This window comes from Kingella pumchi, assembly GCF_022288825.1.
GTDB lineage: Bacteria > Pseudomonadota > Gammaproteobacteria > Burkholderiales > Neisseriaceae > Kingella_D > Kingella_D pumchi.
This window is the reverse complement of sequence record NZ_JAKOOW010000035.1, coordinates 68,035-81,117: the sequence shown is the minus strand read 5'-3', so window position 1 is coordinate 81,117 and position 13,083 is coordinate 68,035. Positions and strand designations below refer to the sequence as shown.

Annotated in this window: 10 protein-coding genes and 1 tRNA gene; all 11 read left to right on the top strand. The window is 53.1% G+C overall.

Going from position 1 to position 13,083, the window contains the following annotated elements; all coding sequences use genetic code 11:
* Positions 1–115 (top strand): EF-Tu C-terminal domain-related protein (locus MB824_RS09945; RefSeq protein WP_456077649.1); only part of this gene is annotated, 115 nt, incomplete at its 5' end.
* Between the two features lie 6 nt (positions 116–121).
* A tRNA-Trp gene (locus MB824_RS09940) sits at positions 122–197 on the top strand.
* Positions 198–285: 88 nt separating this feature from the next.
* A complete protein-coding gene (gene secE / locus MB824_RS09935) occupies positions 286–657 on the top strand; it encodes a preprotein translocase subunit SecE (protein ID WP_238748359.1) in 372 nt (123 codons plus the stop codon).
* 2 nt (positions 658–659) lie between these two features.
* Entirely contained in the window at positions 660–1,211 is a 552-nt protein-coding gene (nusG, locus tag MB824_RS09930) for a transcription termination/antitermination protein NusG (RefSeq protein ID WP_238748358.1), read from the top strand.
* 97 nt (positions 1,212–1,308) lie between these two features.
* Positions 1,309–1,740: a 50S ribosomal protein L11 gene (gene rplK / locus MB824_RS09925; protein WP_238748357.1), complete on the top strand. Its 432-nt coding sequence runs from the start codon at positions 1,309–1,311 to the stop codon at positions 1,738–1,740.
* 1 nt (position 1,741) lies between these two features.
* A complete protein-coding gene (gene rplA / locus MB824_RS09920; protein WP_238748356.1) occupies positions 1,742–2,434 on the top strand; it encodes a 50S ribosomal protein L1 in 693 nt (230 codons plus the stop codon).
* A 251-nt stretch (positions 2,435–2,685) separates the two neighbouring features.
* Positions 2,686–3,186: a 50S ribosomal protein L10 gene (gene rplJ / locus MB824_RS09915; RefSeq protein WP_238748355.1), complete on the top strand. Its 501-nt coding sequence runs from the start codon at positions 2,686–2,688 to the stop codon at positions 3,184–3,186.
* Between the two features lie 47 nt (positions 3,187–3,233).
* Positions 3,234–3,605: a 50S ribosomal protein L7/L12 gene (rplL, locus tag MB824_RS09910; protein ID WP_238748354.1), complete on the top strand. Its 372-nt coding sequence runs from the start codon at positions 3,234–3,236 to the stop codon at positions 3,603–3,605.
* A 258-nt stretch (positions 3,606–3,863) separates the two neighbouring features.
* Positions 3,864–8,054 (top strand): DNA-directed RNA polymerase subunit beta, encoded by a 4,191-nt coding sequence (rpoB, locus tag MB824_RS09905; protein WP_238748353.1) that lies wholly within the window; start codon positions 3,864–3,866, stop codon positions 8,052–8,054.
* Positions 8,055–8,190: 136 nt separating this feature from the next.
* Positions 8,191–8,718, top strand: coding sequence for a copper resistance protein NlpE (locus tag MB824_RS09900; protein ID WP_238748352.1), 528 nt, complete (start codon positions 8,191–8,193; stop codon positions 8,716–8,718).
* A gap of 119 nt (positions 8,719–8,837) precedes the next feature.
* Positions 8,838–13,013, top strand: coding sequence for a DNA-directed RNA polymerase subunit beta' (gene rpoC, locus MB824_RS09895; RefSeq protein ID WP_238748351.1), 4,176 nt, complete (start codon positions 8,838–8,840; stop codon positions 13,011–13,013).
* Positions 13,014–13,083 lie beyond the last annotated feature (70 nt).

Here is a 13,083-nt window from a genome sequence, read left to right as displayed (position 1 = left end):
AACCATTACCGTAGAACTGATCGCCCCGATTGCCATGGAAGAAGGTCTGCGTTTCGCCATCCGCGAAGGTGGCCGTACCGTTGGTGCCGGCGTGGTTTCTACTGTAATCGCTTAAAGCCCTAGGTCAGTAGCTCAATTGGTAGAGTATCGGTCTCCAAAACCGAGGGTTGGGGGTTCGAGACCCTCCTGGCCTGCCAAATAATAAACTAACCGGTTCTCGTAATCGGTTAGTTTTTCTTTATTTAAAATATCATTGTCCTAATAGTTTAATGAATCGAGAACATTATGAGTGAAAAAAGCAAGGGTTCTCCTTTAGAGATGTTGAAGTCAATAGTGGTTATTGCATTATTGGTTGGTGGTGCTTGGATCTATATGGGAGTGCCGGGTATTTCTCAGCAGCTTGGTATTTCTATTGCTTTTGCTGTTTGGCTGTTTGCTTTGCTTTTTTTCTTCTTTGTTTCGGCTAGAGGGAAGTGGACTAGGCAATACTTATCTGATTCATTTAAAGAAGTTAAGAAGGTAGTCTGGCCGTCAAGGCAAGAAACTATGAAGACAACTGTTTTTGTAATTATATTTTCAGTTGTTTTTACCGCCTTCCTTTATGGCATTGATAATTTGATTGCTTTTTTATTTAATATGTTGCTGGTTAAGGGGTAGTCATGTCAAAAAAATGGTATGTGGTTCAGGCTTATTCTGGTTTTGAGAAGAATGTACAAAAAGCATTAATCGAAAGAATCTCTCGAGAAGGTATGGGGGAGTATTTTGGGGAGATTCTGGTTCCTGTTGAAGATGTTGTTGATATTAAGAACGGGCAGAAGACGATTAGTGAGCGAAAAATTTTCCCAGGATATGTTCTGATTGAAATGGAAATGACTGATAGCTCATGGCATCTGGTCAAGAGTACTCCTCGAATTAATGGCTTCGTCGGGGGGACAAGTCATAAACCTTTGCCTATTTCCCAAAAAGAGGTGGATGCTATTTTGTCTCAGGTCTCAGGTTCTGAAACAGGTCAGAAGCCTAAGCCTAGGATTGAGTTTGAGATTGGTCAGCAGGTTCGCATTAATGACGGGCCTTTTATGGATTTTAATGGTTCTGTTAATTTTGTAGATTATGAACGTAGTAAATTGAGAGTAACGGTTCAGATTTTTGGTAGGGAAACCCCGGTGGAGTTAGATTTCTCTCAAGTTGAAAAAAGTGATGCATCAAGTTAAGTTACTCTTGCTTTCTTTTTGTTAGGTCTGGTAGAATCGCCGCCTTTGTGTAATTGGGGAGCGCTTTGCGCGATTACCCACGTTTGGAGTAAATACTGTGGCAAAAAAAATTGTAGGTTACATTAAGTTGCAAATACCTGCGGGAAAGGCTAATCCCTCTCCTCCTGTTGGTCCCGCTCTTGGTCAGCGTGGCTTGAATATTATGGAGTTTTGCAAAGCATTTAATGCGGCAACCCAAGGTGTGGAGCCTGGCTTACCGATTCCTGTTGTGATTACCGCATTTGCAGATAAGTCGTTTACATTTATTCTGAAGACTCCGCCTGCTTCTATTCTCTTGAAAAAAGCTGCTGGATTGCAAAAGGGTAGTTCAAATCCGCTGACTAATAAGGTTGGCAAGATCAGCCGCGCCCAGTTGGAAGAAATTGCAAAAACTAAAGAACCTGACTTAACTGCCGCTGATTTGGATGCTGCGGTGCGTACTATTGCTGGTTCGGCGCGCTCAATGGGCTTAGATGTGGAGGGTGTGTAAAATGGCTAAAGTATCTAAACGTTTGCAGGGCTTGAGAAGTTCTATTGATTTTTCGAAAGTGTATCCTGTATCCGAGGCAATTACCTTGGTTAAGGGTGCTGCTACAGCCAAATTTGATGAGTCCATTGATGTCTCTTTTAACTTGGGTGTAGATCCTCGTAAGTCTGATCAGGTGATTCGTGGATCTGTTGTTATGCCTAAGGGTACTGGCAAGGTAACTCGTGTCGCAGTATTTGCGCAAGGCGCTAATGCTGAGGCTGCAAAGGAAGCTGGTGCTGACATCGTTGGGTTTGATGACTTGGCGGATGAAATTAAAAAAGGCAATTTGAATTTTGATGTGGTTATTGCCTCTCCTGATGCGATGAGAGTTGTAGGTCAGTTGGGTACAATTCTTGGTCCGCGTGGTTTGATGCCTAATCCGAAAGTTGGCACAGTAACGCCTAATGTTGCAGAAGCAGTAAAAAATGCAAAAGCGGGTCAGGTTCAGTATCGGACTGATAAGGCTGGTATCGTGCACGCAACAATTGGACGTGCATCTTTTTCTGAGGCCGATCTGCAGGAGAATTTTGCTGCCATTTTGGATGCGGTTGTGAAAGCTAAGCCTGCAACTGCAAAAGGGCTGTATCTTAAAAAGATTGCAATTTCCAGCACTATGGGTGTTGGCGTGCGTGTAGATACCGCGAGTGTTGCTTAATTTGTAAATTTGACCCATTGTTGGTCGATGGGTCAATTTTGGACTGCTTAAGCTTTATTTAAGCAGATGTCCGAGACCGTAGGGAACAATAGTTTTAATTTGAAATGCTTATCTAGGCATTGAAGCCCTACGCAGACGGTAGTCCTAGGTTTAAAGTATTCGGTTTTGCCAAATGTTTTTTATCAGGTTACCGCGCTGGGAGCATGCCTTATATTTAGGCATCGTTTAATGTAAACAGTAGGAGGTAGACCTTGAGTCTCAATATTGAAGCCAAGAAAGCGACAGTAGAAGAGATTGGTGCTGGTATCGCCAATGCTCAAACTATGGTTGTTGCTGAATATCGCGGTATCAGTGTTGCCAGTATGACTGAACTTCGTGCTAATGCTCGTAAAGAAGGTGTTTATTTGCGAGTATTGAAAAATACCTTGGCACGTCGCGCAGTTGAAGGAACTTCTTTTGCTGCATTGGCTGACCACATGGTTGGTCCTTTGGTCTATGCAGCGTCTGAAGATGCTGTAGCTGCAGCAAAAGTACTGCATCAGTTTGCGAAAAAAGATGACAAAATCGTTATTAAGGCTGGATCTTACAACGGAGAGTTGTTGGATGTAGCTAAGGTTTCCGAGTTGGCATCTATTCCGAACCGCGAAGAGCTGTTGTCTAAATTGTTGTTTGTTATGCAAGCGCCTGTTTCGAGCTTTGCTCGTGGTTTGGCTGCATTGGCAGAAAAGCAATCATCTGGTGAAGCTGCTTAATTATTTAATTTTATAGATTTTAATTTCAATATTTAGGAGTTTATAGCATGGCTATTACTAAAGAAGACATTTTGGAAGCCGTTGGCAATCTGACCGTAATGGAACTGAACGATTTGGTTAAAGCGTTCGAAGAAAAATTTGGTGTTTCCGCAGCTGCTGTTGCAGTGGCTGCTGGTCCGGCTGCTGGTGGCGCTGCTGCTGAAGCCAAAACTGAATTTGATGTGATCTTGGCTTCTGCCGGTGATCAGAAAGTTGGCGTAATCAAAGTAGTTCGTGCAATTACCGGCCTGGGCTTGAAAGAAGCCAAAGACTTGGTTGATGGCGCTCCCAAAACTCTTAAAGAAGGCGTATCTCAAGCAGAAGCTGACGATATCAAGAAACAGCTTGAAGAAGCTGGTGCCAAAGTTGAAATTAAATAAACTTTGGAAACAGCAACAGGCTGGCAGTAATTTACTGCCAGCCTTGTTGCGCTAACATAATAAGAAAATAGAATATTTAAATAGTTTTACAAATCAACAAAATATTTGGCTAAAATTTACCAAATATTTCAATCTTGATTTATGTGCTAACTTCCTGATGGCCGGCACAGCTCAAAGAATTTTCCTGAACCACAGGCAGCCTGAAAATTCACTCCCGATTTAAGAATCAGCCTTACAAATCTATTTGGAGTACCTGTAATGTCATATAGCTTCGCTGAAAAAAAACGTATCCGTAAGAGTTTTGCTAAACGCGAAACCGTTTTAGAAGTTCCCTATCTGTTAACTACGCAGCTTGAGTCCTATGGGAAGTTCTTGCAGCAAACCGCGGCACCGGAGCAACGCTCAAATGAAGGATTGCAGGCTGCTTTTAACTCCATTTTCCCTATTCTAAGCAATAACGGCTACGCAGAGCTGCAATTTGAGCAATATATGCTGGGCGAGCCGGTATTCGATATTGCCGAGTGCCAGCTGCGCGGTATTACTTATGCAGCTCCGCTACGGGCAAAAATTAAACTGGCCATTTTCAATAAAGAAGGCTCTAATAAACCCGAAGAGCGCGAGATAAAAGAAATCCGCGTCAATGAAGTGTATATGGGCGAAATCCCATTGATGACGCCGAGTGGTTCATTTGTTATCAACGGAACCGAGCGTGTGATTGTGTCCCAACTTCACCGCTCGCCCGGTGTGTTTTTTGAACACGATCGCGGCAAAACCCATTCATCCGGAAAATTGCTGTTTTCTGCACGTATTATTCCCTATCGCGGTTCATGGTTGGATTTTGAATTCGATCATAAAGATTTGTTGTATTTCCGTATCGACCGTCGCCGCAAAATGCCGGTAACCATTCTGTTGCGTGCTTTGGGCTACAACAACGAACAGATGTTGGAGATGTTCTACGACAAAGAAAACTATTACTTCTCCAAAGACGGTGTACAAACTGATTTGGTGCCCGAGCGTCTGAAAGGCGAAACGGCCAAGTTTGACCTGCTGGACAAAAACGGCAAGGTTCTGGTTCAGGCTGGCAAACGGATTACGGCCAAGCATGTGCGTGATATCCAAGCTACAGGCCTGACCCGCTTGAATGTCGAAGCAGACAGCCTGATCGGTAAAGTGCTGGCACGCGATGTGATCGTGCCTGATACCGGTGAAATTCTGGCGTCCGCCAACGACGAGCTGACTGAAGAATTACTGGCCCAATTCGATATTCACGGTGTGGCGCAGATTGAAACGCTGTTTATCAACGATATGGAAGCCGGCGGTTACATTTCCGCCACCATGCGCACCGATGAAACTACCGACAAAACCAGTGCCCGCATCGCCATTTACCGCATGATGCGCCCTGGCGAGCCGCCTACTGAAGAAGCGGTTGAAGCACTGTTTAACCGCATGTTCTTCCAAGAAGAGAGCTACGATCTCTCCCGTGTCGGCCGCATGAAGTTCAACACCCGCACTTACGAGCAGAAGCTGCTGCCGGTGCAAGAGGGCAGCTGGTACGGCCGTCTGCTGAACGAAACCTTTGTCGGTGCGGCCGAAAAAGGCGGTTTCGTGCTCAGCCAGGAAGACATCGTGGTAACCATCGCCACCTTGGTGGAGCTGCGTAACAGTCATGGCGAAGTGGACGATATCGACCACTTGGGCAACCGCCGCGTGCGTTCGGTGGGCGAGTTGGTGGAAAACCAGTTCCGTTCCGGTCTGGCGCGTGTCGAGCGGGCGGTAAAAGAGCGCCTGAACCAGGCCGAAGCCGACAATCTGATGCCGACCGATCTGATCAACGCCAAGCCCGTTTCCGCCGCGATTAAAGAATTCTTCGGTTCCAGCCAGCTGAGCCAGTTTATGGATCAGACCAACCCCTTGTCTGAAATCACCCATAAACGCCGTGTATCCGCGCTTGGCCCGGGCGGTTTGACCCGCGAGCGCGCTGGTTTTGAAGTGCGCGACGTGCATCCGACCCACTACGGCCGCGTCTGCCCGATTGAAACGCCCGAGGGCCCGAACATTGGTTTGATTAACTCGCTGTCGGTATTTGCCCGCACCAACGACTACGGTTTCTTGGAAACGCCCTACCGCCGCGTGGTCGATGGCAAAGTAACCAACGACATCGACTATCTGTCCGCCATCGAAGAAGGTCGCTATGTGATTGCCCAGGCCAATACCGATTTGGACAAAAACGGCAAGCTGCTCGGCGATTTGATTACCTGCCGCGAAAAAGGCGAAACCATTTTGGCGACTGCCGACCGCGTGCAGTATATGGACGTGGCCACCGGCCAGATTGTTTCCGTGGCTGCATCGCTGATTCCCTTCTTGGAGCATGACGACGCCAACCGCGCCCTGATGGGTGCCAACATGCAGCGTCAGGCCGTACCCTGTCTGCGTGCCGAAAAACCGCTGGTCGGTACCGGCATCGAGCGTTCCGTAGCGGTGGACAGCGCTACCGCCATCGTTGCCCGTCGCGGCGGCGTGGTCGAGTATGTCGATGCCAACCGTATCGTGGTGCGCGTGCACGACGACGAAACCAGCGCCGGCGAAGTGGGCGTGGACATCTACAATCTGGTGAAATTCACCCGTTCCAACCAGTCCACCAACATCAACCAGCGCCCCGCCGTCAAAGCCGGTGACGTGCTGCAACGCGGCGACCTGATTGCCGACGGCGCTTCCACCGACTTGGGCGAGCTGGCGCTCGGTCAGAACATGACCATCGCTTTTATGCCGTGGAACGGTTACAACTACGAAGACTCGATTCTGATTTCCGAAAAAGTGGCCGCCGACGACCGCTACACTTCCATCCACATCGAAGAGCTGAACGTTGTCGCCCGCGACACCAAACTCGGTGCCGAAGAAATCACCCGCGACATTCCCAACCTGTCCGAGCGCATGCAAAACCGCCTGGACGAGAGCGGCATCGTCTTTATCGGTTCCGAAGTCGAAGCCGGCGACGTACTGGTGGGCAAAGTCACCCCCAAAGGCGAAACCCAGCTTACGCCCGAAGAAAAACTGCTGCGCGCCATCTTCGGCGAAAAAGCCTCCGATGTGAAAGACACCTCGCTGCGCATGCCCACCGGCATGAGCGGCACCGTTATCGACGTACAGGTCTTCACCCGCGAAGGCATCCAGCGCGACAAACGCGCCCAGTCGATTATCGATGCCGAGCTCAAACGCTACCGCCAAGACCTCAGCGACCAGCTGCGCATTTTCGACAACGACGCCTTCGACCGTATTGAGCGCATGATTGTCGGCCAAAAAGCCAACGGCGGCCCGATGAAACTCGGCAAAGGCAAAGAAATCACCGCCGAATACCTGGCCGGCCTGCCCAGCAAACACGACTGGTTCGACATCCGCCTGGCCGACGAAGAACTGGCCAAGCAGCTCGAACTGATTAAAGGCAGCCTGCAAGACAAACGCGAAGAAGCCGACGCCCTTTACGAAGTCAAAAAGAAAAAAATGACCCAGGGCGACGAGCTGCCCCCCGGCGTGCAGAAAATGGTCAAAGTATTCATCGCCATCAAACGCCGCCTGCAGGCCGGCGACAAAATGGCCGGCCGCCACGGTAACAAAGGCGTGGTATCGCGTATTCTGCCGGTGGAAGACATGCCCTATATGGCCGACGGCCGCACCGTCGATATCGTCCTCAACCCGCTGGGCGTACCGAGCCGTATGAACATCGGCCAGATTCTCGAAGTGCACTTGGGCTGGGCCGCCAAAGGCATCGGCCGCCGTATCGAAAAAATGCTGGATGAGCAGAAGAAGGTAAAAGAAATCCGCGCCTTCCTCGAAAAACTCTACAACGGCAGCGGCAAAAAAGAAAACCTCAAATCGCTCAGCGACGACGAGATTCTCACGCTGGCCGAAAACCTCAAAGGCGGCGCCACCTTTGCCTCTCCGGTGTTTGACGGCGCCAAAGAGAAAGAGATCTACGAGATGCTCGAACTCGCCTACCCCAGCGACGATCCCGAAGTGCAGAAACTCGGCTTTAACGACACCAAAACCCAGATTACGCTCTACGACGGCCGCTCGGGCGAGCCTTTCGACCGCAAAGTAACCGTCGGCGTGATGCACTATCTGAAACTGCACCACCTGGTGGACGAGAAAATGCACGCCCGCTCCACCGGCCCCTACTCACTGGTTACCCAACAGCCCCTGGGCGGTAAAGCCCAGTTCGGCGGCCAACGTTTCGGTGAGATGGAAGTGTGGGCGCTCGAAGCCTACGGCGCCGCCTACACCCTGCAAGAGATGCTGACCGTGAAGTCCGACGACGTAACCGGCCGTACCAAAATGTACGAAAACATCGTCAAGGGCGAACACAAAATCGATGCCGGCATGCCCGAATCGTTTAATGTGATCGTCAAAGAGATCCGCTCGCTCGGTCTCGATATCGACCTGGAAAACAACTAGGCATCCGGGCAGCCTGAAAGGCGGAAAAACTTTTCAGGCTGCCTTCAAGGCCGTTTTCAGGCAGCCTGAAACGGCATGCCCAGATTTTCCGCTTCAAGTTTAAAGGCAGCCTGAAAACCGTTTCGAGAATCCCGCAATGACCGCAAACCGCCGCTTCATCTCCATCCTGACTTCCCTGCTGGCCACTGTCGCGCTGGCTGCTTGCACCGAGCAGGCACCGCAGCAGAACGATGCGCCCGCCGCGTCGGTTGCCGTTCAGGCTGCTTCGGCCGCCGACGGTTTTCAGGCTGCTTCCGCCGCGTCCGATAGCGCCGCATCTGATGCCGCGATGTTCGACGACGGCCACAATGCCGAAAACTCGCTCGACTGGGCGGGCATCTATCAGGGCGAACTGCCCTGCGCCGACTGCGCGAAAAACGTCGTTACCCTGCGCCTGAACGATGACAAAAGCTATGTGCTGACCACCGATTCGCAAGGCGGCAAACAACCGCTGAAAACCGAAGAAAAAGGCCGCTTCGAGTGGGAAAACGGCAGCATCGTCAAACTCGACGAAAAAGCCGCCCACGCCCGCTTTTTCGTTGCCGAAGGCCGCGTGCAGATGCTCGAAGCCGGTCAGAACGCCTTTCGCGAAGACAGCCGCTACAATCTGGAAAAGCAGCCCTAAGCCGCTGCCCGTCTTGCTTTCAGGCAGCCTGAAAGCCTGAAAAACCGTTTTCAGGCTGCCTCCTTAAAAATTTTTAGTTGAATCCAAACCGTCCCCCGGGCAAATCCCAAGGAGCAAAAATGAACCTAACCGATTTATTCGCCCCCCTGCAGCAGGCAGGTTCCGAAGAATTCGACGCCATCAAAATCGGCATCGCCTCGCCCGACACCATCCGTTCGTGGTCCTACGGCGAAGTGAAAAAACCGGAAACCATCAACTACCGCACCTTCAAGCCCGAGCGCGACGGTTTGTTCTGCGCCAAGATTTTCGGCCCGGTCAAAGACTACGAATGCTTGTGCGGCAAATACAAGCGCCTGAAATTCAAAGGCGTAACCTGCGAAAAATGCGGTGTGGAAGTAACGCTGACCAAAGTGCGCCGCGAGCGCATGGGCCATATCGAATTGGCCGCGCCGGTTGCCCACATCTGGTTTTTGAAATCGCTGCCCTCCCGTCTGGGTATGGTGCTGGACATGACCCTGCGCGACATCGAGCGCGTGCTGTACTTTGAAGCCTTTGTGGTTACCGACCCCGGCATGACCACGCTGCAACGCCGCCAGTTGCTGTCGGAAGAAGACTATTACGCCAAACTCGACGAATTCGGCGACGACTTTGAAGCCTATATGGGCGCCGAAGGCATCCGCGAGCTGCTGCGCGGCCTGGATGTGGAAAACGAAATCGGCATCCTGCGCCAAGAGCTGCAAAGCACCAATTCCGAAACCAAAATCAAAAAGCTGGCCAAACGCCTGAAAGTGCTGGAAGCCTTCCACCGCAGCGGCATGAAGCTCGAGTGGATGATTATGGACGTGCTGCCGGTGCTGCCGCCCGATCTGCGTCCGCTGGTACCGCTGGACGGCGGCCGTTTCGCCACTTCGGATCTGAACGATCTCTACCGCCGCGTGATCAACCGCAACAACCGCCTGAAACGCCTGCTCGAACTGAACGCGCCCGACATCATCGTGCGCAACGAAAAACGCATGCTGCAAGAAGCGGTGGACAGCCTGCTGGACAACGGCCGCCGCGGCAAAGCGATGACCGGCGCCAACAAACGCCCCCTGAAATCGCTGGCCGATATGATTAAAGGCAAGAGCGGCCGCTTCCGCCAAAACCTGCTGGGTAAACGTGTGGACTACTCCGGCCGTTCCGTGATTACCGTCGGCCCCTACCTGCGCCTGCACCAGTGCGGCCTGCCGAAAAAAATGGCTTTGGAATTGTTCAAACCGTTTATTTTCCACAAACTCGAACAGCGCGAGCTGGCCACCACCGTTAAAGCGGCAAAAAAACTGGTTGAGCAGGAAGTGCCGGAAGTTTGGGACATCTTGGAAGAAGTCATCCGCGAACACCCGATTCTGCTCAACCGTGCGCCGACCCTGCACCGCTTGGGTATCCAAGCCTTCGAGCCGATTCTGATTGAAGGCAAGGCGATCCAGCTGCATCCCTTGGTGTGCGCCGCGTTCAACGCCGACTTCGACGGCGACCAAATGGCCGTCCACGTGCCCCTGAGCCTGGAAGCGCAGATGGAAGCCCGCACCCTGATGCTGGCCTCCAACAACGTGCTGGCGCCGGCCAACGGCGAGCCGATTATTGTGCCCTCGCAAGACATCGTGTTGGGTCTGTATTACATGACCCGCGACAAAATCAACGGCAAAGGCGAAGGCAGCCTGTTTAGCGACGTGAAAGAAGTGCACCGTGCCTACCACACCAAACAGGTGGAACTGGGCACCAAAATCACCGTGCGCCTGCGCGAGTGGGAGAAAAACGAAGCGGGCGAATTCGAGCCGGTGGTTAAGCGTTACGAAACCACCGTCGGCCGTGCGCTGCTGTCTGAAATCCTGCCCAAAGGCCTGCCGTTTGAATACATCAACAAAGCGCTGAAGAAAAAAGAAATCTCCAAGCTGATTAACGCCTCCTTCCGCCTGTGCGGCCTGCGCGACACCGTGATTTTCGCCGACCACCTGATGTACACCGGCTTTGCCCTAGCGGCCAAAGGCGGCATCTCCATCTGCGTGGACGATATGGAAGTGCCCAAGCAAAAAGCCAAACTCTTGGCCGAAGCCAATGCCGAAGTGAAAGAAATCGAAAGCCAGTACCACGCCGGCTTGGTAACCAACGGCGAGCGTTACAACAAAGTGATCGATATTTGGGGCAAAGCGGGCGACAAAATCGCCAAAGCGATGATGGACAATCTGTCCACCCAGAAAGTAATCGACCGCGAAGGCAAGGAAGTCGATCAGGAATCGTTCAACTCCATCTACATGATGGCCGACTCTGGCGCCCGTGGTTCCGCTGCCCAGATCAAGCAGCTCTCCGGCATGCGCGGCCTGATGGCCAAACCGGACGGCTCGATTATCGAAACGCCGATTACCGCCAACTTCCGCGAAGGCCTGACCGTATTGCAGTACTTTATCTCCACCCACGGCGCGCGTAAGGGTCTGGCCGACACCGCGCTGAAAACCGCCAACTCCGGTTACCTGACCCGCCGTCTGGTGGACGTAACCCAAGATTTGGTGGTAGTGGAAGAAGACTGCGGCACCAGCGACGGCTTCGCCATGAAAGCCGTGGTGCAGGGCGGCGACGTAATCGAACCGCTGCGCGACCGCATTCTCGGCCGCGTTACCGCCGCCGACGTGGTTGATCCTTCCAGCCACGCCACCCTGATCGAAGCCGGCACCCTGCTTGACGAAAAACTGGTGGACATGATCGACAACTCTGGCGTGGACGAAGTCAAAGTCCGCACTCCGATTACCTGCCAAACCCGCTACGGCCTGTGCTCCAAATGCTACGGCCGCGACCTTGCCCGCGGCAAACTGGTGAACACCGGCGAAGCCGTCGGCGTGATTGCCGCCCAGTCCATCGGCGAACCCGGCACCCAGCTCACCATGCGTACCTTCCACATCGGCGGTGCCGCGTCCCGAGCCGCCGCCGCCAGCCAGGTGGAAGCCAAATCCAACGGCACCGCCCGCTTCAGCAGCCAGATGCGCTACATTGCCAACAACAAAGGCGAGCTGATCGTGATCGGCCGCTCCTGCGAAGTAGTGATTCACGATGCCGTCGGCCGCGAGCGCGAGCGCCACAAAGTGCCCTACGGCGCCACCCTGCTGATTAAAGACGGCGAAGAGCTCAAAGCCGGCCAAACCCTGGCCACCTGGGATCCGCACACCCACCCGATGATTACCGAATACGCCGGTACCGTGCGTTTCGAAAACGTCGAAGAAGGCGTAACCGTCAGCAAGCAGACCGACGACGTAACCGGCCTGTCCACTCTCGTCGTGATCGACGGCAAGCGCCGCACCAGCTCCAGCAAACTGCTGCGCCCCACCGTCCACCTGATCGGCGAAGACGGCGAACCGGTTACCATCCCCGGCACCGAAACCCCGGTTACCATGACCTTCCCCGTCGGTGCCGTGATTACCGTGCGCGAAGGCCAGGAAGTCGGCAAGGGCGACGTGATGGCGCGTACTCCCCAGGCCACTTCCAAAACCCGCGACATTACCGGCGGTCTGCCCCGCGTGGCCGAGCTGTTTGAAGCCCGCATCCCCAAAGACGCCGGCATGCTCGCCGAAGTTACCGGTACCGTCGGCTTCGGCAAAGAGACCAAAGGCAAACAGCGCCTGGTGATTACCGATTTGGACGGCGTCAGCCACGAAACCCTGATTTCCAAAGAGAAACAGCTGCTGGTGCACGACGGCCAAGTGGTCAACCGCGGCGAAACCATCGTCGACGGCGCCGTCGATCCGCACGACATCCTGCGCCTGCAGGGCATCGAAGCGCTCACCCGCTACATCGTGCAGGAAGTTCAGGAAGTGTATCGTCTGCAGGGCGTGAAGATTTCCGACAAACACATCGAAGTCATCATCCGCCAGATGCTGCGCCGCGTGAACATCACCGACCCCGGCGACACCGGCTTCATCACCGGCGAGCAGGTCGAACGCGCCGACGTGATGATCGCCAACGAAAAAGCCGAAGCCGAAGGCAAAGAGCCCGCCCGCTTCGACAACATCCTGCTCGGCATCACCAAAGCCTCGCTCTCGACCGACAGCTTTATTTCCGCCGCATCGTTCCAAGAAACCACCCGCGTGCTTACCGAAGCCGCGATTATGGGCAAGAAAGACGATTTGCGCGGTCTGAAAGAAAACGTCATCGTCGGCCGCCTGATCCCCGCCGGCACCGGCCTGAGCTACCACAAAACCCGCCGCGCCCAATGGGCGGCGCAGCACGGCCAGGCCGCTGCTGCGGCAGCGGAAGAAGCGGCAGAGTAAGTTTGAGCCGCAGCGGCAGCCCGAACAGGGCTTGCCGCAGAAAAAGCAGCCTGAAAACCGCGAATGCGGT

Excerpts from the sequence above, each read along its gene's own strand:
- rplL (WP_238748354.1), top strand. The coding sequence starts at position 3,234 with ATGGCTATTACTAAAGAAGACATTTTGGAAGCCGTTGGCAATCTGACC.
- nusG (WP_238748358.1), top strand. The coding sequence starts at position 660 with ATGTCAAAAAAATGGTATGTGGTTCAGGCTTATTCTGGTTTTGAGAAG.
- secE (WP_238748359.1), top strand. The coding sequence starts at position 286 with ATGAGTGAAAAAAGCAAGGGTTCTCCTTTAGAGATGTTGAAGTCAATA.
- MB824_RS09900 (WP_238748352.1), top strand. The coding sequence starts at position 8,191 with ATGACCGCAAACCGCCGCTTCATCTCCATCCTGACTTCCCTGCTGGCC.
- rpoC (WP_238748351.1), top strand. The coding sequence starts at position 8,838 with ATGAACCTAACCGATTTATTCGCCCCCCTGCAGCAGGCAGGTTCCGAA.
- rpoB (WP_238748353.1), top strand. The coding sequence starts at position 3,864 with ATGTCATATAGCTTCGCTGAAAAAAAACGTATCCGTAAGAGTTTTGCT.
- rplA (WP_238748356.1), top strand. The coding sequence starts at position 1,742 with ATGGCTAAAGTATCTAAACGTTTGCAGGGCTTGAGAAGTTCTATTGAT.